Origin of the sequence: Pseudoalteromonas sp. S1608 (genome assembly GCF_005887265.1) — a bacterium.
Lineage (GTDB): Bacteria > Pseudomonadota > Gammaproteobacteria > Enterobacterales > Alteromonadaceae > Pseudoalteromonas > Pseudoalteromonas undina.
Map to the genome: position 1 here is coordinate 281,447 of NZ_PNDK01000002.1, position 18,397 is coordinate 299,843.

An 18,397-nucleotide genomic window follows, 5' to 3' on the forward strand; every position below is an offset into this window, starting at 1 on the left:
TATAAGTTTTTTATTTGTTTGACGTTTACGTATTGGTAAGACGTCATACCAGATAATTTATACACGTAAATTAACAATAGGACAAATCGAAATTAACAAAAAGGCAATATTTGTGTATATCTATATCATAAAAAACAATAGCTAGGCTACTCGTTCGAGACGGATGAACTTGTTTTCATTACTTAAAATAAGTCTAAATCGACCTCGGATCCCTAAACTCGAAATAAAAGGTCGAAGATAATGAGCGGAAAAACGAATTGTTTTACCGCTATCAGCTGTCACTTGGATAGAGCTATACCGTCCATGGTAATAATCCATGCACTTTGTATAGCTCAAATTCATACTAAAATAATGTTCTATCATGATTTACTGTAAGGCTTTTTCAACCTTTTCAAATAAGTCGTCACTTAAACCTTCTAAATTAGCTAATCGCTCTAATTGTGCTCTCATTGCAGTTGCACGCCTTTCGTCATAACGACGCCACGACATAAACGGCGTTAACATTCGAGATGCATTTTGCGGGTTAATCGCATTAAGCTTAATCAATAAATCGCCAAGTAATGTATAGCCCTTGCCATCTAAACGATGAAACTGTGCCGTATTAAAATGAGAAAAGCTGCCCACTAATGCACGTACTCGGTTTGGATTCGAAAAATCAAAGCAAGGATGCGAGTACAAGGCTTTTATTTTCTCGATAGCATCTTCAGCAGAGTTCATCGCTTGCAAAGCAAACCACTTATCCATTACTAATACATCATGGCGCCATTGAGCGTCAAAATGCTCGAGCAATTGATCTGACAATGGGTGAGCTGCTTTAACCACACTGCTTAATGCACCGAGTACATTGGTCATATTTGTTGAAGATGCAGCCTGCTCGATTAAACTTGCCGCATCAACACTGTCGGTTTTTGCCAAGTAATGAAGACAAAGCTGTTTCAACGCACGTATTGCCACCGCTTGGGCACTCACACTACCATCATCAATGATTGCCTGGTAACAACTTAAAAACTCACTGTGCAATTGTGTGGCTATTTGCTGTTCAAATAACTCAATGTTTGCCGTTATCTGATCTACCGGTATTATTTCAAATTCAGCAGCTAAGGTATCAAAACTTGGTAACTTCAACAGTTCAGCAATCAATGCTAAATCGCCCTCACGTTGAGATAGCAACGTGCGAAGTGCATCAATCACCTCCTCACTCAATGGAGTTTTACTTGCTGAAGTAACATTGGCTTTAAGTGCGTTAATAAATAACTGCTGTTGTGCATCCCAGCGTGAAAAATCGCTACGCGAAAAACGCATAATATGCAGTAAATCCGCTTCACTAATAGATTGATTTAAAATACATGGGGCTGAAAAATCTTCGAGCAATACCGCGGTTGGATTACTGTGAATATTATCAAAGTAAAATGTTTGCGAGCTATTAGTTACATCCAACACATTATCAAGCTGTTTCCCTTGGTATTGTAATGTAATACTTTGCCCCTGAGAGTCTAAAAGCTCAATAGCAAAAGGGATATGTAACATTGCATTATCAGGCTGGTTCGCTGGCGTAAGCTGCTCTACGGTAAGCGAGAATATTTGCGAAGCTTCATCATACTTTTTAGTTACGTTTAGTCGAGGCGTACCACAATGGTTATACCAACGCTTAAATTGTGATAAATCAATGGATGATGCATCACTCATTGCTGCAACAAAATCATCACACGTCACCGCTTGCCCATCATGGCGTTCAAAGTACAAAGCCATGCCTTTTTGAAAGTTTTGCTCACCTAAAAGGGTATGCATCATGCGAATTACTTCTGCCCCTTTGTCATATACAGTCACAGTGTAAAAGTTATTCATTTCAATCACTTTTTCTGGACGTATCGGATGAGCCATAGGACCGGCATCTTCACTAAACTGATGAGTGCGCATCACTTTTACAGCATCAATTCTATTAAGCGCACGAGAGCCTAAATCACTACTAAATTCTTGATCTCGAAATACCGTCAAGCCTTCTTTTAAAGACAATTGAAACCAATCACGACAAGTTACACGATTTCCTGTCCAGTTATGAAAGTACTCGTGGCCAACAATAGACTCAATAGTATGATAATCTTTGTCGGTTGCCGTCTCTTGATTCGCCAACACACATTTGCTGTTGAAAATATTTAACCCTTTATTTTCCATTGCTCCCATATTGAAGAAATCAACGGCAACAATCATATAAATATCAAGGTCATACTCTAAATTAAAACGTGACTCATCCCAAGCCATCGCTTTTTTAAGCGACGTCATAGCATGCTCTGTTTTAGGTAAATTTCCTTTATCGACAAATAACGCTAGGGTTACATCCTTGCCACTGCGGGTAGTGTATTTATCGTGTAAAACATCAAAGTCCCCTGCCACTAAAGCAAACAAGTAACTTGGCTTTTTGAATGGGTCTTGCCATTTTACAAAATGACGTCCATCTTGCGTTTCACCGCTATCAACTTGGTTACCATTAGAGAGCAAATGCGGAAATGCCGTATCTGCAATTATGGTGACATCAAAAGTTGAAAGGACATCAGGACGGTCCATATAGTAGGTTATTTTTCTAAACCCTTGCGCTTCACATTGGGTACAGTAAGCCCCGCCCGATAAGTACAACCCCTCAAGTGAAGTATTGGTTTGAGGTGATGTTTGCGTCACTATACTTAGCTGACACTCATCAGGTAGATTATTAATGATTAATTGTTGATTTATAATTTTATAATCTGTGAGCTCCTCACCCTCTACCGACAATGAGATCAAAATTAAGTCAATGCCATCTAATACCAGTGGTGCATTTGAATCGCCAACGCGCTTAAGTGTTAATAAAGCATTTACCTGAGTTTGTAATGGCTGCAAATCAAACGTCAGCTCAGTGTGTTCGATTGAAAAATGGGGGGCTTGGTAGTCTTTTAGATATTCTGCTTGAGGTTTTTGTAGTTCAGTCATGTTCACTCCAAAAAAATAGCCCCTTTTAGTGATAAAAGGAGCTACTTAAATTAAGCCGTTTGTTTAGGTTTAATACGTAGTATCTTAATTCCTAAGTAAGCGTAAATCACGGCTAAGAAAGGATTTATAAGGTTAAAGAAAGCATAAAGCGCATAGTCAAACGGATTGATTAATAAAACACTTTGCATATACGCACCACACGTATTCCACGGTATCAGTGGGCTAGTAATTGTACCGCCATCTTCTAGAGTACGTGATAAGTTAACAGGCTTTAAGCCACGCTTTTTATATTCTTCTTTAAACATCCGCCCAGGTACCACAATGGCAATATACTGATCGGCAGCAATAACATTGGTACCAATACACGTTGCAATAGTGGAGGCGATAAGAGAGCCAGTGCTTTTTGCTATTTTTAGAATACTTTTAACAAATATATCAAGTAGACCCGTTTTTTCCATAATCGCACCAAACATCAGTGCTGTCATGATCAACCATGTGGTTGTTAGCATGCCAGACATACCGCCGCCGCTCAGTAACGAGTCCATTTTCGCATCGCCCGTGTTAATCGTGAAGCCATCAAAAAAGGTGGTCCAAACCAGTTTAAAGTAACCGACAAACTCACCCTGAGTCATGTCTATTTGGCTAGCAATTAAGTCCGATTGAAATAGCATAGCCCACACCGCGCCAATGACAGCACCAATAGAAATGGCAGGAAACGCTGGCATTTTTCGAATAGCAAGTACGAGTAATACAATTAACGGCACCAACATTTCTAAGCCAATGTTAAAGTTTTGCTGAAGAATTGCAGTTATTTGGTCTATTTGACCAGCCTCTCCCGCTGCTGTCGCGTTAAAGCCCATGAAAACAAAGATGATTAATGCAATTACAAAGCTAGGTACTGTAGTCCAAAGCATATGATGAATATGTTCAAACAAATCTGCACCAGCAACGGCTGGAGCTAAATTGGTTGTTTCAGATAATGGACTAAGCTTATCGCCAAAATATGCGCCTGATATTACAGCACCCGCGGTAACTGTCGGCTCTAAACCCAGTCCTGAAGCGACACCGAGTAACGCAACACCTATAGTCGCTGCTGTAGTCCATGAACTACCAATACTCATTGCTACAATGCCACAAATTAAACAACTCGCGGCATAAAACCAACTAGGATTGATGATTTGTAGACCGTAATAAATTAATGTCGGAACGGTTCCTGATAATAGCCAAGTCCCGATTAATGCCCCTACCATGAGTAAGATTAAAATCGCACTAAGAGATAAGGTGATCCCCTCAATCATTGCATCTTCTAATTTCTTCCATGTGTAGCCATTTTTTAAACCAATTAACGCCGCAGCGAATGTTGCAAACAACAAGGCAATTTGATTGGGGCCTGACGATGAGTCATCACCAAATAAGTACACAGCGGCACCTAATAAACAAATTAATACAGCAATTGGAATGAGTGCATCAAAAAACGAGGCACTTTTTAGTGGTTTTTCTTCAATTGGCTTCAAAATATAGACTCCTACACACATTCGATGCATGTTGATTATTTTTATTAGCACGTACGCGCATTTATTGAGCACTATTGATCTAGCTCAACTTTTGGTAATCCGCGATTATAACAATTTAGCAAATTATCGATAGTAAAAAAGGCGCCTAGGCGCCTTTTTTTTACAAAGTGAAGCTGAATTTAGCGCTTAGCTACGCGACCATATTTGATATAATCTTGCGTAATAAGAGCTGCTTCTTCAAGAAATGGGTCAAGCTCTTCAATTACCTCAGGCACATCATCCAAGTTTTCAACAGGTTGTTTGCCTAAACGTTTTAAACGCTCGTTAGTGCGTGCTAGTGCTCGCGCTTCATTTTCTTCTTTTTCTTTAATGCGCTTTTTCTCGACTAAAGAAATTGTTTTACGATCTTTTTCTTCGTTGTAACGAGCGATATCCTCAAACACATAATTAAATTCAGGTTCAGTTTTAATTCGCTCATTGTGCTGTTTTTCAAGCACATTTATAACAGGATTTAAACGCCCTATTTGCTTATACTTCGCTTGTACTATGCTATCCCATGGTAGTGCATTATCTTGCTTACTTTCCCCCCACTCAGCAGGGTCAATAGCCGATGGGAACGTAATATCTGGGATCACCCCTTTATGCTGTGTACTACCACCATTAATGCGGTAAAACTTTGCAATTGTATATTGCACACTACCTAATGGATTATCGTATAAGTCATAAGCACGCGCTAAACCTTTATGCTGCTGCACGGTCCCTTTACCAAAGGTTTGCTCACCAATGATAACGGCGCGGCCATAATCTTGCATAGCTGCGGCAAAAATTTCAGACGCGGATGCGCTGTATCTATCAACAAGCACTGTGAGTGGGCCATCATAATAAGTAATGCCGTCACGATCTTTTTGCTCTTCAATACGGTTGTTTAAAGTATGAATTTGTACTACTGGACCTTGATCAAAAAACAAACCTGATAACTGCGTAGCTTCATATAATGAACCGCCGCCATTTTGACGTAAATCAATAATAATTCCGTCTACGTTTTGTTCTTTGAGTTTAGCCAACTCAACTTTTACATCTTTAGATAAGTTATTGTAAAAACCAGGGATTTCTATTACACCAATTTTGCTGGTTAAATCAGAATAACTGGCTTCAAATACTTCTGATTTGGCAGCTCTGTCTTCTAGACGAATTTTATCACGGGTAATTTCAACCACTTTTGGCGTACCGTGAGCATCGGCACCCTTTAGGTATTGCAAACGCACTTTAGTACCCTTAGGACCTTTTATTAAATCAACCACATCATCTAAACGCCAGCCAATTACATCAACAAACTCTTCGCCATCTTGAGCCACACCAATAATGCGGTCATCGGCTTTAATTTGCTCAGATTTGTCTGCCGGGCCTCCAGGCACTAAACTACGAATTACCGTGTAGTCTTCATCAGGCGTTAATACTGCACCAATCCCTTCAAGCTCAAGATCCATATCCATTTTGAACTGCTCTGCACGACGTGGAGATAAGTATGAAGTATGTGCTTCAATACTACGTGCAAGTGAATTCATTACAATTTGAAATGCATCTTCAGATTTTGATTGTACAAGACGCTTCTCTGCATTTTTATAACGCTTGGTTAAAACGTCTTTTATGCCAGGCCAATCTTTACCTGTCATTTTTAACCGTAATGCATCATATTTTACTCGCTCGCGCCAAATTTCATCTAATTCAGCTTGCGTGGTCGCCCATGGAGCATCTTCACGGTCATAAAAATATTCATCTTCAGTGTCAAACGTCATTTCATTTTCAAGTAGTGAAAGCGAAAATTCGTAACGTTCAAAACGACGTTTAAGGCTTAAGTTGAAAATATCAAATGTAAAGCCTAACTTGCCGCTAATAAGCGCGTTATCGAAACGCTCACGATATTGCTCAAAAGAGTCAATATCGCTTTTCAAAAACACGCTTTTATTAAAATCAAGGGATTCGATGTAACGATCAAACACTTTACTTGAAAGCTCATCGTTAAATCGAACAGGTGTGTAATGCGAACGAGTAAATAGATTAGCCACTCGTTTACTGGCTGTACCGTGCTGACTTTCCTGCTTGAGCAAAGGTAAGTCTTCTAATGTTACCGGCTCTACTGCAGCCAATAATGAACCTGAAAACAGCGCAGCAACTAACGGAATGAGCGTAAACTTTTTACTCATACACAACTCCTTAATTTTTTTCGCAACTTAAATGATGTATAAGCTGTCGGCTTTGGTTTTTACTTGCATACCGGTCACTAATTCAACGTGAACATCGTCTTTGTTTACTTCAGTGATTACTGCATTAACAAGTGCTTGGCCAAGTTTAACTTTAACCTTGTTATTAACCTTGACCTCGCCTGCTGGTAAAGGTTCAACTTTTCCTGAACGCTTAGGCGCAGCGGCTTTTGCAGGCTTTGCTGCAGCCGATGAATTTTTAGCCGCGTTAGCTGGTTTCTTTTTGAAAGATTTTGCTTCTGAATCTTGACGAGGGCGTTGCTGCTTTTTACGCTTTGCCATTTTAGCACGGCTTTCTTCCAACGCTTTTTGTGCGTGGTCAATATGCTCTTGCTCAACTTTTTCGCCTTGATTTCCGTCAAGATCGATTCTAAATTCAGATTTAGTAACCGCTTCAAGGTAGCGCCAGTTAGATGTGTATTTTCTAAGTGCTTGACGAACTTGTGTCTTACTAACTTTTTCAGAGCCTTCAATACGCTCAGCGATATCTTTAAAAATACCTACTTTAAGCGGCTGAATGCCCTCTTTTTGTTTAAAACATTGTGGAAATTCTTGGTATAAGAACTCCAATACTTCATTAATATCTTTTAGCTTGTTTGTGGTTTCCATTTTAGAACCTATTTAATCACATCTTTTCATCAAGGGCAGAATCAACATAGTGGATACACCAATCGGCTAACTCTTCAAAGTCAGCTTCAATCACAGCCATATCACCACGTAAATGTTCCCAAATACCATTTATAATTTCATCAATTGAATCACAGTCTAAATCATCAGGTAGACGATCCCATGCCATGTGAATCAAATCATTGAGCGTTTCCGCTACATGTTCTTCATCCCCTTCCCAATCACCAACATCTTGAACGGCAAAAAGGTAGTCTTGAACATTTAGCAAGTCTTTCATTACAGGCTAGCCTCTAAGCATTTTATAAGTGCTTCAAGCCCTGCTTGGTCATCAGTATCAAATCGGCCAATACTTGGGCTATCTATGTCTAGTACCGCAAATACAGATCCATTTTTCATGATAGGTACAACTATCTCAGAATTTGATGCTGCATCACAGGCTATATGACCTTCAAAAGCATGCACATCTGAAATTAATTGGGTTTGCTCGGTCGCCGCAGCAGTGCCACATACCCCTTTTCCTACTGGAATACGAATACAAGCTGGATTGCCTTGAAATGGACCAAGTACCAATTCTGATGGTGAATCCATAAAATAAAAGCCCGCCCAATTCACATCTTCTAAAGAGGTAAATAACAGCGCGCTTATATTTGCCATATTGGCAATTATGTTTGATTCACCGCCTATCAGCGATTCAGTTTGCTTAACTAATGACTGGTAAAAATCGTGCTTTTGCATACCAAACTACTTCTTATTAAACATACAGTAGCTAAAGGTACTCTTTGTCACTAAAAATTGAAACCTTTTGCGGGTAAAAAAAAGGAAATTACATGGTTTTACGACACACTTGATTAAATATTCCGCAATTAACTTTGTACCGATTTACGCAGGCCGAATAAAAACAGTCCAGCGGCAAACCCTGACATCACACTATTGATTAAAAAGATCTCGCCTGTAGTGGCGCTCAAAAGATAACTAAAAATAGCGCCACCCAGCAAGCCCAGTGTTAATACTCCAGAATAATTTACCTTAGAATACTTAAACATAAGTAAATAACCCGGCACTACAAACGCGGCCATAGTTAAACCCACTATGTGCGCGTTAGCAATAGCGGTCATTAATAGTCCTAAAAAAATAGAAACAGCGTCACCGCGCATAGTCAATGCGTAGTAAATCCCCAACATACTACCAATAATAACGGGAGATAATAATGAAAGTGCGACACTTTTTGCGAGTTGATGTTTCATTGTAAGATCCTTAACAAAAACATAAATCTTTAATTTCTAAGCATGCACTAAGAGCCAAAGCTTATAAATAGAGACTATGGTCGTATTTTTTAACTGAATATGCTTGGTTTTGAAAAAGGTATAGCGAATATGAGGCACAAAAAAGCCCGCAAATAGCGGGCTTATCTGATAATGGTGGAGAGATAGGGATTTGAACCCTAGAGGGGCTATAAACCCCTGCCGGTTTTCAAGACCGGTGCATTCGACCACTCTGCCATCTCTCCAAAAGTGCATAAACTACAAGTAAGAGTGTACTCATAATTATTTTAATAAGGTGGTGGAGAGATAGGGATTTGAACCCTAGAGGGGCTATAAACCCCTGCCGGTTTTCAAGACCGGTGCATTCGACCACTCTGCCATCTCTCCGCACGGCCTGAATAATAGGGAAACCCTTGGGCTTTGTGAAGCTTTTTTTTCATTTTTTTGTTCAAGTGATTAAAAAACAACTAATTTGTTTAAACATAAAGCAATGAGAGCAAATCCTAACCGGCAAATGAACTTTTATTTAAATTTAGTTGTCTATTGATCTACAAAGGTTTGCCCAAACATATAAGAGTTGGTAATCTAATTTTAGTTAAATTACAGGAACTACTTAGTTTCACTTACAGGAGCTCTACAATGGCGTTTAATCAATCGTACAATACTGCAAAGCCGGTAATGTCGACCATTGAAACAAACAAAGTGCTTAAAAACACTTATTTCTTACTTGCAATGACACTTGCATTTAGTGCAGTCACTGCCGGTATTTCAATGGCACTGCAATTACCTTACTTTATGGGACTTGTATTCACACTAGTTTCATTTGGTCTACTTTTTGTTGTTAATAAAAAAGCAGATACAGCATCTGGTGTATTTTGGGTGTTTGCGTTTACAGGATTAATGGGAGCCGGCTTAGGCCCTCTACTAAATCACTACGCACAATTACCTAATGGCCCTATGCTAATTATGCAAGCGCTAGGTTCTACGGCGTTAATCTTCTTTGGTTTATCTGCTTATGCACTTAACACTAAAAAAGACTTCTCATTCATGGGTGGCTTTTTAACTGTAGGCTTAATTGTGGTTATCGTAGCAAGTATTGTAAATATTTTCTTAGGTAGCTCGCTAATGTTTATGGTTCTAAACGCAGCAGTTGTATTAATCATGTCTGGCCTGATTTTGTTCGATACGAGCAGAATCATTAACGGCGGCGAAACAAATTATATCCGTGCAACTGTATCTTTATACCTTAGCGTATATAACCTATTTACTTCATTACTTGCCTTACTTGGCGCAAATAATGACTAATTAAATAGTTCTGTTAAAATAGCCCCTTTATTGGGGCTTTTTTATTGGAATAGTTTTGGCACGCTTTGTACTTTCTTTACATACTCCACCATCAGATCACGATACCACTCAACGTATTGTTAAGTTTGCTCATGCCTGCCTAGCGCAGGGACATAGCGTTGATGCGTTATTTTTATACCAAGATGGTATTTATCATGCTTCAACTCATTTTGAGTTAGCCTCAGATGAGTTAAGTACTCCCTCGCTTTGGCAGCAACTGGCTGAAAAAAATATAAATCTAATGTTATGCGTTACTGCGGCTGAAAAGCGAGGCTTAGATATAAAAAATACCGGCGCATTTGCTGTTGCAGGCTTAGCTGAATTTGCCATGCTGGCCAGTGAAGCAGATAAATGGATACAGTTTAAATGATTAATGTACTCGTAATTAGTCAGTCAAGCCCATTTGATGATATGCATATCCGCGATGCACTTGATATGACCCTTATTTTTGCTGCCGTAGATCAAAATATTAGCTGGTTGTTTAGCGGCCCAGCTGTGTTAGCGCTTAAAAAAAACCAAAAGCCAAATAGTTTAGGTATCAAAGATTTTTTTAAAAACATTAAAATGTTGGAAATCTATGATGTTGAAAATATTTACGTTTGTGAAAAGTCACTGATTGATTATGGTTTAAGTAAAAGTGAACTACTCATTGAGGCAAACATAGTAAACTTTAATGCCCAAAAACAGTTAATTCACAATCAGCAGCATGTGGTGACCCTATGAGTACTTTACATATTTTTTCAAAACCACTGAATTACTACAGTACCCACAGCTTAGACAATCTAATTATGCTCACAGACAGTGTTTTACTCGTGGGTGACGCTTGCTTTGCAAAAGGGCAATATAGACAATTTGCTGACTCACTTTATATTTTAAAAGATGATGCAGAAGCTCGAGATATATCATTAAATATGAACGACAAAGCAATTAGCTATGATGAGTTCGTTACCCTCAGTTTAACTGCAAAACAATCAATTACTTGGTGAACCATGTTGGAATTTAATAATCAAACAATAGACACTGATAAACAAGGTTATTTGCTAGATCATACTGTTTGGTCAAAAGAGTTAGCCGATGTTATTGCAGAGCAAGAAAACATCACATTAACTGAGCAGCATTGGGAAGTTGTTAACTTTGTGCGAGAGTTTTATCTTGAATATAACACCAGTCCAGCCATTAGAATGTTAGTCAAAGCCATGGCTAAAGCACTCGGTGAGGATAAAGGGAACAGCATGTACTTATACAAACTTTTTCCTAAAGGGCCAGCCAAACAAGCAACTAAAATTGCGGGTTTACCTAAACCTGCACGGTGTATTTAATGAAGCATAAAACTGAACATTCGCCCTCCTCAAAGGGTAAGCGCAATACAGGCCGTACTTACTCTCGAAGTGGTATCAATAAAAGGACAGTAAAAAGACCAATAAAGCCGGCAATAGCGCAGAGCGATAAAAAAGTCATTTTATTTAATAAACCTTATGATGTTCTTTGCCAGTTCACTGACAATCAAAATAGGCAAACATTGGCTGATTTTATTCCTATAAAAGATGTTTACGCAGCAGGTCGTTTAGACAGGGACAGCGAAGGGTTGTTGTTATTAACAAACTGCGGGAAGTTACAAAATACGCTCACAGCGCCTGGTAAAAAAACCAACAAAACCTATTGGGTTCAGGTTGAAGGGATCCCAACACAAGCGTCTATCGATGCTTTAAATAAAGGTGTCGAACTCAAAGATGGCATCACCTTGCCCGCTGAAGTAACTTTAATGGATGAACCAGCGCTTTGGCCAAGGACTCCTCCAGTGCGAGAGCGTAAATCAATACCTACATCATGGCTAAGTATTACAATTAACGAAGGCAGAAACCGTCAAGTTAGGCGTATGACAGCCCATGTTGGCCATCCTACTTTGCGTTTAATTCGCTACAGTATCGGTAAATACACGCTAGAGGGAATAAATAGCGGAGAATTCAAAGATATTGATAATTAACCATCAAGTTGCGTTAATTATCTGTAGCTAAAGCAATACAATTTCTTCCTTGTTTCTTCGCGTAATAAAGTGCGTTATCTGCTTGTTTAAAAAATTGCGCATGATCGCTATCGTGTTCATGCTCTATGGTGTTTATTCCCATACTGACAGACAATATACCTGTAAAGCTGTCTTTGTGGGGAATGGCCATTTTTTCAATCGATTTTTGTATTTGTTCGGCAATAAATAATGCCCCTTGCTTACCTGTTTGAGGTAACAGCACGACAAACTCTTCTCCTCCGAATCGCGCTACAAAATCTTCTGGCCTGCAGACGGTTTCAGCTAATTTTTGCGCAACTTGAAATAAACATTTATCTCCTTCGAGATGACCATATCGGTCGTTATACTTTTTAAAATTATCGATATCAATAATGATCATCGAAAGCTCACGATGCTCGTTCGATAACTTGTTAAATTCAGACGTTAGTTTTTCATCAAAGCGCCGCCTGTTGGCTATTTTAGTGAGTGAGTCTAAAAACGCCATATCACTGAGTATTTCTTGAGTTTTTAAACGCTCAGTAGCATCGTTGAATATAGCAATAAATTCTCCTTCAACACTGATACCAGAAACTTGCATCACAATCTCACTGCCATCTTTACAAGAAATTCTGTAATCATTAGCTGGAATATCATCATTATTTTGATTGGCTTGCTCAAGTGACTCCTGCCATAACGTTTGTGCAAATGTTCTGTAATCTTTTTCAGGGTAGGCTAATTTCCACCACACATTAAGATTAGGTACGTCTTGTAACGTGTAACCAAATACATCAATAAAACGTTGGTTCACTTTTAAAATATCACCAGTTACCATACAAACATCACATACCGGTAAGGGCAGAATCGTGAATAATCGCGCATAGTGACTTAGCTCATGCTTACGCATAGGATGCTGGGTAGTGCTTATAACATTATAGTCTTGTTCTTTGTTTTCACGTTCAAGCGATACATTCATTGAAGCGACAAAATGCCACTCTACCCACCATTTCTCTAACTGGCTTAAAATTGCCTTTTGTGATGATTTTAAAGAGCCTAAAGAGGATTCTATAAGCCTAAACAGCTCAACAATCGGGTTAGGTTCTTGATAAAGATAGGGAGCTGGCACAGTTATAATGTCATAAAATAACTTATAAGCTGATTCTTTGAATTGCTGTAGTGAATAATCGTCTTCAAAAGTAAGATTTGACACCGTTTTTTCGGACGCATCCAGCACAAACGACTTAACCAAATGTGATTGCGAGGCGTAATTCATATATTCATTCCATTGATTATATTTTAGGTTATTTAAGTATTTACGTATTTAGATACTAATTAAGATATGGTAGGTAATCTCAAATGTAAAGTTTTGTTAATGAAGAATAGCGTTACATAATTAAATACGACAAAAGCAACTTACAAAGTATGAAGTCATCAATATAATCCATCCCTTTTCATTAGCCTAAAAATGAGTAAATTACACACCAAACTACGCCTTACTAACCATTGGATGGAAAAAGTTACAACAAAATCTATTCAATCCCCCATCCTCTCTTTAAGCACCAACAAAATACATGCTATAATCGCGGCCTTTCCAAGTTAACAGTAATCTGTATAAGCGAAATTATTCATGAGCGAAAATAGTCACATTAAAGTCATCGTTGGTATGTCCGGCGGTGTTGATTCTTCTGTATCTGCATATTTATTAAAACAGCAAGGCTACCAAGTAGAAGGCTTGTTTATGAAGAACTGGGAAGAAGATGACAATGATGAATATTGCGCTGCTGCTGAAGATTTAAAAGATGCACAAGCTGTATGTGACAAGTTAGGCATTGAACTTCATACCGTTAATTTTGCTGCTGAATACTGGGATAATGTATTTGAATACTTTTTAGCAGAATACAAAGCGGGTCGTACACCCAACCCAGATATAATGTGTAATAAAGAAATAAAATTTAAAGCGTTTTTAGAGTTTGCTGCGCAAGCACTTGGTGCTGATTTTATTGCAACTGGTCACTATGTGCGCCGAGAGCTACGCGATGACAAATACGTAATGTGCCGAGGCCTAGACGATAACAAAGATCAAAGCTACTTTTTGTATACACTAAGCCATGAGCATATTGCGCAAACACTATTTCCTGTCGGAGATATTGCCAAACCAGAAGTACGCCGCATTGCTGAAGAACAGGATTTAATTACCCATGATAAAAAAGACAGCACCGGCATTTGTTTCATTGGCGAGCGTAAATTCAAAGATTTTCTGCAAAAGTTTTTGCCTGCACAACCTGGAGTAATTGAAGACACCGATGGTAACAATGTAGGTGAGCATGAAGGCTTGATGTATCACACCCTTGGCCAGCGTAAAGGTTTATTAATTGGTGGCATGAAAGAAGGCTCGGGCGAACCATGGTACGTGGTAGATAAAGATATAGAACGAAATGTTCTTGTTGTTGGTCAAGGTAAAGATCACCCTCGCTTGTACAGTAACGGCCTTAATGCAAACCAATTACACTGGGTAGATCGTGTTGGCCCGCAAGGTACAACTCGCTGCACCGTTAAAACTCGCTACCGTCAAGAAGACTTAAGCTGTACATTACTCGTTGGAGAAGATGGTATGGCACGCGTATTGTTTGATGAGCCTCAAAAAGCCGTTACCCCAGGACAATCCGCCGTATTTTACGCTGATGAAGTCTGTTTAGGCGGTGGTATTATTGATTCGGTGATTAAGTAATGAATCAACATCAAGTCATGGCACTTGCTGCCATGTGCCAAGTAGCAAAACAAGTACAAAAGGTTGCTCAATACGGTCGTTGTGATGAACATGACTTATCAACGTTGTTATCAAGTATTGTGCAAACCTCACCCGCCTCTCCTGAGGATGTATACCAAGGCACACAAAATTTGCGTGATGGCTATAAAACATTAATGGCACAACTGAGTGCCGGTGCTCAAAAAGATGTTGAAATAGTTAAATACGTGGGTGGCTTAATGCAGTTAGAGCGAGCCCTTAGTGCCAATAGTAAGAGCCTCAATGAATTAGGTAAACGTATTGATGATATTCATCGTCGTTTAGATCATTTTGCTATTACCGATGACAGTGTTGTTGCCGGTTTAGCAGATATATACTCGTCGGTGCTAAGCCCCCTTGGGCACCGAATCCAGGTTTATGGTAAACCCGAGTTATTAAAACAGCAGCTCACTCAAAACAAAATCCGTGCGTTACTTTTAGCCGGCATTCGTAGTGCAGTATTATGGCGTCAAATGGGCGGCAAACGTCGTCATTTCTTTTTTGCAAAAAGAAAAATTCTCGCCATTGCTAAAACAAAAATTTAATTATCGTTCAAACTAAAATTTAGGAGTTATTATGGAGCTTTCAGCGTTAACGGCTATCTCTCCGGTTGATGGTCGCTACGGCAGCAAAACCACTGAACTACGCAGTATTTTTAGCGAATTTGGATTAATCAAATACCGCGTAACCGTTGAAGTGCGTTGGTTGCAAGCGTTAGCTGCAGCAAGCGATATAAAAGAAGTCCCTGCTTTAAGCGAGCAAGCAAACGGACTATTAAATGCTATCGTCGATAACTTCTGTGAAGCCGATGCACAGCGTGTTAAAGACATTGAACGCACCACTAACCATGATGTAAAAGCCGTAGAGTACCTACTAAAAGAAAAAGTAGCTGATAACGCTGAATTACATGCCATTAATGAATTTATTCACTTTGCATGTACATCTGAAGATATTAATAATCTATCTCACGGTTTAATGTTAAGTGAAGCACGTAACAATGTTATTTTACCTTATTGCGATGAGCTATTAAGCGCAATTAAAGAAAAAGCTGTTGAATACAAAGCCATTCCAATGATGACCCGTACGCATGGGCAACCTGCAACCCCATCAACTATGGGTAAAGAGTTTGCAAACGTATACATGCGTTTAAAGCGTCAACGTGATCAAATTGCCCAAGTAGAAATGCTAGGCAAAGTAAATGGTGCTGTAGGTAACTACAATGCTCACCTAAGTGCTTACCCTGATTACGACTGGCATACTCACGCAGATAAATTTGTAGCTAGCCTAGGTTTAACACATAACCCGTTTACCACACAAATTGAACCGCATGACTACATTGCAGAACTATTTGATGCTATTGCGCGTTTTAATACTATATTGCTCGATTTTGACCGCGATATGTGGGGATACATTGCGCTTAATCACTTCAAGCAAAAAACCATTGCTGGTGAAATTGGCTCATCAACTATGCCACATAAAGTAAACCCTATTGATTTTGAAAACTCAGAAGGTAACTTAGGCTTAGCTAATGCCATATTAGGTCATTTAGCGCAAAAGCTGCCTGTTTCTCGTTGGCAACGTGATTTAACTGACTCAACCGTATTACGTAATTTAGGTGTAGGTATGGGTTATGCTGTTATTGCATACCAATCTACACTTAAAGGTGTGAGCAAGCTAGAAGTTAACGAACAACGTTTAGCCGATGAGCTTGACCAAAACTGGGAGCTACTAGCAGAGCCAATTCAAACAGTAATGCGTAAATACGGCATTGAAAAGCCATATGAAAAGCTAAAAGATTTAACGCGTGGTAAACGTGTAAATCAAGAAATTATGGCTGATTTCATTGATGGTTTAGATTTACCAGACGCTGCAAAAGCAGAAATGAAAAAGCTAACCCCAGCCAACTACATTGGTCGCGCTGTTGAGTTTATTGATGATTTAGTTTAATTACTCAAATCTACTAATAAAAAGCGAAAGGTACCTGCCTTTCGCTTTTTTCATTTAGGTCTTAACGTTATAGGCATTCTATGTATCAATTAAAAATAAATGAATTATCTGAGCAAGCGTTTTTAAATCAATATTGGCAAAAAAAGCCACTGTTAATCAAAAGAGGTTTTAGTGACTTTAAAGACCCTCTTGATGCCAATGAACTGGCAGGCCTTGCCATGGAAGACAGCATAGAGTCGCGTATTATAACCAACCATAACCAGCAATGGCAGTCCCATCAAGGGCCGTTTGAAGATTTTGAAATACTCACCGACGAGCACGCTACTTTATTAGTGCAAGCGGTCGATCATTGGCACCCAGAAGCCGCACAATTGCTTGAACCATTTCGTTTTATTCCTAACTGGCGTATAGATGATTTAATGATCAGCTACTCAACTCCTGGCGGTGGTGTTGGACCACACTTGGATCAATATGATGTATTTATTATTCAAGGAGAAGGCAAACGCCATTGGCGAGTAGGCTTACCTGATGCCTCATTAAAGCAATTTGCTCAAAATAAAAGCTTGCTACAAGTTGAAGCTTTCACTGCAGTGATTGATTGCGTTTTAGAGCCAGGTGACATTTTGTACATACCACCAGGTTGTCCACATGAAGGCTATGCCATTGAAAATGCTTTAAACTATTCGGTCGGATTTAGAGCCCCTAATCAACAAGATTTACTGTCTAGCTTTGCAGATCATATTATTGACACAGAAAGCGGTCAAAAACGTTACACGGATCATACCCTCGCGCTACGTGATTCAAAAGGTGAGCTTACGCAAAGCGAAGTTGATAAAGTAAAAACGTTAATGCAGGCTTTAATAGAAAACGACAGCTTATTTAAAAATTGGTTGGGAAACACATTAAGTCAACCTAAGCATGATATGGATTTAGCGCCTGAAGAAAACCCGTTTAGTACAGCTGAAATTATGCAACAACTTGAAAATGATGTGACATTTGAGCGTCTTGGTGGCACGCGTGCAATTTACCAATGCATAGGTGATGAGCTGCTTTTAAGTGTTAATGGCGAAAACTACCCTTTACCGCTATCTGATTTAGAGGCTGTAAAACAGCTAACTGATTTTATTGAATTTGATAGCAGCTTGCTGAATTCAACCACACCTAGCCTAGATTTTATCGAAACCTTTACTACACTGGTTAATGAGGGTATTTGGTTTAGCTAGGAGGAGGCTATGGTTTATACTGTTGACAAAGTTGATTGGCAAAGTGAAAAAGATCAACTTCAACAAATAAGAGAGCGTGTTTTTGTTTACGAATTACATATTCCAAAGAATATTGAATTTGATAGCTTAGATGCGCTAGCTCAACATATTCTGGTTACCGATAATATGCACTCACCTGTTGCCACAGGTCGATTATGTAATGATGGTTTAATAGGAAGAATTGCCGTACTACCCCAGCACCGCAATCGCAACGTTTATAAATCTCTACTTAATTTCATTGTAAAGCTTGCCGCAGAGCAAGGTATTGAGGCTGTCAGTATTAACTGTATTTTAAATGAAGTAGAACGATTCAAAAATAACGGCTTTACTGTGCAAGGGCACGTTTTTATGGAAGCTGGTATTCCAAGACAGAGAATGGAATGCCCCATCACATGCTTTGAAACACGGCCATTTACTTTAGTGCATTAACCAAAA

At 39.1% G+C, this 18,397-nt stretch carries 20 protein-coding genes and 2 tRNA genes; 11 read left to right on the forward strand and 11 right to left on the reverse strand.

The window, feature by feature from the left end; translation table 11 throughout:
- Positions 1-141 precede the first annotated feature (141 nt).
- The 10 genes from CWB75_RS01570 to CWB75_RS01615 form a co-directional block, all read right to left on the reverse strand.
- The gene (locus CWB75_RS01570; RefSeq protein ID WP_010390154.1) at positions 142-363 is read right to left on the reverse strand and encodes a DUF2835 domain-containing protein; all 222 of its coding nucleotides are present in this window, start codon (positions 361-363) and stop codon (positions 142-144) included.
- A gap of 3 nt (positions 364-366) precedes the next feature.
- Positions 367-2,961: an aminopeptidase N gene (gene pepN, locus CWB75_RS01575; RefSeq protein WP_138569710.1), complete on the reverse strand. Its 2,595-nt coding sequence runs from the start codon at positions 2,959-2,961 to the stop codon at positions 367-369.
- A 50-nt stretch (positions 2,962-3,011) separates the two neighbouring features.
- Complete coding sequence (nhaC, locus tag CWB75_RS01580) at positions 3,012-4,496, reverse strand: Na+/H+ antiporter NhaC (protein ID WP_041709519.1); 1,485 nt, start codon at positions 4,494-4,496, stop codon at positions 3,012-3,014.
- Positions 4,497-4,654: 158 nt separating this feature from the next.
- Positions 4,655-6,679, reverse strand: a complete 2,025-nt coding sequence (prc, locus tag CWB75_RS01585) for a carboxy terminal-processing peptidase (protein WP_138569711.1) — start codon at positions 6,677-6,679, stop codon at positions 4,655-4,657.
- Between the two features lie 27 nt (positions 6,680-6,706).
- Complete coding sequence (gene proQ, locus CWB75_RS01590; protein WP_010390161.1) at positions 6,707-7,345, reverse strand: RNA chaperone ProQ; 639 nt, start codon at positions 7,343-7,345, stop codon at positions 6,707-6,709.
- 16 nt (positions 7,346-7,361) lie between these two features.
- Positions 7,362-7,640 (reverse strand): hypothetical protein, encoded by a 279-nt coding sequence (locus CWB75_RS01595; protein ID WP_010390163.1) that lies wholly within the window; start codon positions 7,638-7,640, stop codon positions 7,362-7,364.
- A complete protein-coding gene (gene msrC / locus CWB75_RS01600; RefSeq protein WP_138569712.1) occupies positions 7,640-8,098 on the reverse strand; it encodes a free L-methionine (R)-S-oxide reductase MsrC in 459 nt (152 codons plus the stop codon). Before msrC ends, CWB75_RS01595 begins: the two co-directional genes overlap by 1 nt.
- Positions 8,099-8,226: 128 nt before the next feature.
- The gene (locus tag CWB75_RS01605) at positions 8,227-8,607 is read right to left on the reverse strand and encodes a hypothetical protein (RefSeq protein WP_008112036.1); all 381 of its coding nucleotides are present in this window, start codon (positions 8,605-8,607) and stop codon (positions 8,227-8,229) included.
- A gap of 172 nt (positions 8,608-8,779) precedes the next feature.
- Positions 8,780-8,870, reverse strand: a tRNA-Ser gene (locus CWB75_RS01610).
- Positions 8,871-8,921: 51 nt separating this feature from the next.
- A tRNA-Ser gene (locus CWB75_RS01615) sits at positions 8,922-9,012 on the reverse strand.
- A gap of 252 nt (positions 9,013-9,264) precedes the next feature.
- On the opposite strand from CWB75_RS01615, the gene CWB75_RS01620 reads away from it, so the two are divergent.
- From CWB75_RS01620 to rluE, 6 genes are read left to right on the forward strand one after another with little or no spacing between them, the layout of a single operon-like run.
- A complete protein-coding gene (locus CWB75_RS01620; RefSeq protein WP_008112034.1) occupies positions 9,265-9,930 on the forward strand; it encodes a Bax inhibitor-1/YccA family protein in 666 nt (221 codons plus the stop codon).
- 55 nt (positions 9,931-9,985) lie between these two features.
- The gene (tusD, locus tag CWB75_RS01625; RefSeq protein ID WP_010390168.1) at positions 9,986-10,339 is read left to right on the forward strand and encodes a sulfurtransferase complex subunit TusD; all 354 of its coding nucleotides are present in this window, start codon (positions 9,986-9,988) and stop codon (positions 10,337-10,339) included.
- Positions 10,336-10,692, forward strand: a complete 357-nt coding sequence (tusC, locus tag CWB75_RS01630; protein WP_024603060.1) for a sulfurtransferase complex subunit TusC — start codon at positions 10,336-10,338, stop codon at positions 10,690-10,692. Before tusD ends, tusC begins: the two co-directional genes overlap by 4 nt.
- Positions 10,689-10,955 carry a DsrH/TusB family sulfur metabolism protein gene (locus CWB75_RS01635; protein WP_010390171.1) on the forward strand — a complete coding sequence of 89 codons (267 nt, stop codon included), beginning with the start codon at positions 10,689-10,691 and terminating at the stop codon, positions 10,953-10,955. The genes tusC and CWB75_RS01635 overlap by 4 nt, the downstream gene beginning before the upstream one ends.
- Before the next feature lie 3 nt (positions 10,956-10,958).
- Positions 10,959-11,288: a TusE/DsrC/DsvC family sulfur relay protein gene (locus CWB75_RS01640; protein WP_138569713.1), complete on the forward strand. Its 330-nt coding sequence runs from the start codon at positions 10,959-10,961 to the stop codon at positions 11,286-11,288.
- On the forward strand, positions 11,288-11,953 hold the full coding sequence (rluE, locus tag CWB75_RS01645) for a 23S rRNA pseudouridine(2457) synthase RluE (RefSeq protein ID WP_138569714.1): 666 nt from the start codon (positions 11,288-11,290) through the stop codon (positions 11,951-11,953). Before CWB75_RS01640 ends, rluE begins: the two co-directional genes overlap by 1 nt.
- 13 nt (positions 11,954-11,966) lie before the next feature.
- Here rluE and CWB75_RS01650 read toward each other — a convergent pair whose 3' ends face one another.
- Positions 11,967-13,241 carry a sensor domain-containing diguanylate cyclase gene (locus CWB75_RS01650; protein WP_075169159.1) on the reverse strand — a complete coding sequence of 425 codons (1,275 nt, stop codon included), beginning with the start codon at positions 13,239-13,241 and terminating at the stop codon, positions 11,967-11,969.
- Between the two features lie 354 nt (positions 13,242-13,595).
- Here CWB75_RS01650 and mnmA point away from each other — a divergent pair, with 354 nt between their 5' ends.
- The 5 genes from mnmA (at position 13,596) to CWB75_RS01675 (ending at position 18,391) form a co-directional block, all read left to right on the forward strand.
- Positions 13,596-14,696 (forward strand): tRNA 2-thiouridine(34) synthase MnmA, encoded by a 1,101-nt coding sequence (mnmA, locus tag CWB75_RS01655; protein ID WP_010390175.1) that lies wholly within the window; start codon positions 13,596-13,598, stop codon positions 14,694-14,696.
- The gene (gene hflD / locus CWB75_RS01660) at positions 14,696-15,298 is read left to right on the forward strand and encodes a high frequency lysogenization protein HflD (protein ID WP_055012553.1); all 603 of its coding nucleotides are present in this window, start codon (positions 14,696-14,698) and stop codon (positions 15,296-15,298) included. Before mnmA ends, hflD begins: the two co-directional genes overlap by 1 nt.
- Before the next feature lie 31 nt (positions 15,299-15,329).
- A complete protein-coding gene (gene purB / locus CWB75_RS01665; protein WP_138569715.1) occupies positions 15,330-16,700 on the forward strand; it encodes an adenylosuccinate lyase in 1,371 nt (456 codons plus the stop codon).
- Positions 16,701-16,780: 80 nt separating this feature from the next.
- Positions 16,781-17,923 (forward strand): ribosomal protein uL16 3-hydroxylase, encoded by a 1,143-nt coding sequence (locus tag CWB75_RS01670; protein ID WP_138569716.1) that lies wholly within the window; start codon positions 16,781-16,783, stop codon positions 17,921-17,923.
- A 9-nt stretch (positions 17,924-17,932) separates the two neighbouring features.
- Complete coding sequence (locus tag CWB75_RS01675; protein WP_010390180.1) at positions 17,933-18,391, forward strand: GNAT family N-acetyltransferase; 459 nt, start codon at positions 17,933-17,935, stop codon at positions 18,389-18,391.
- Positions 18,392-18,397: the final 6 nt, after the last annotated feature.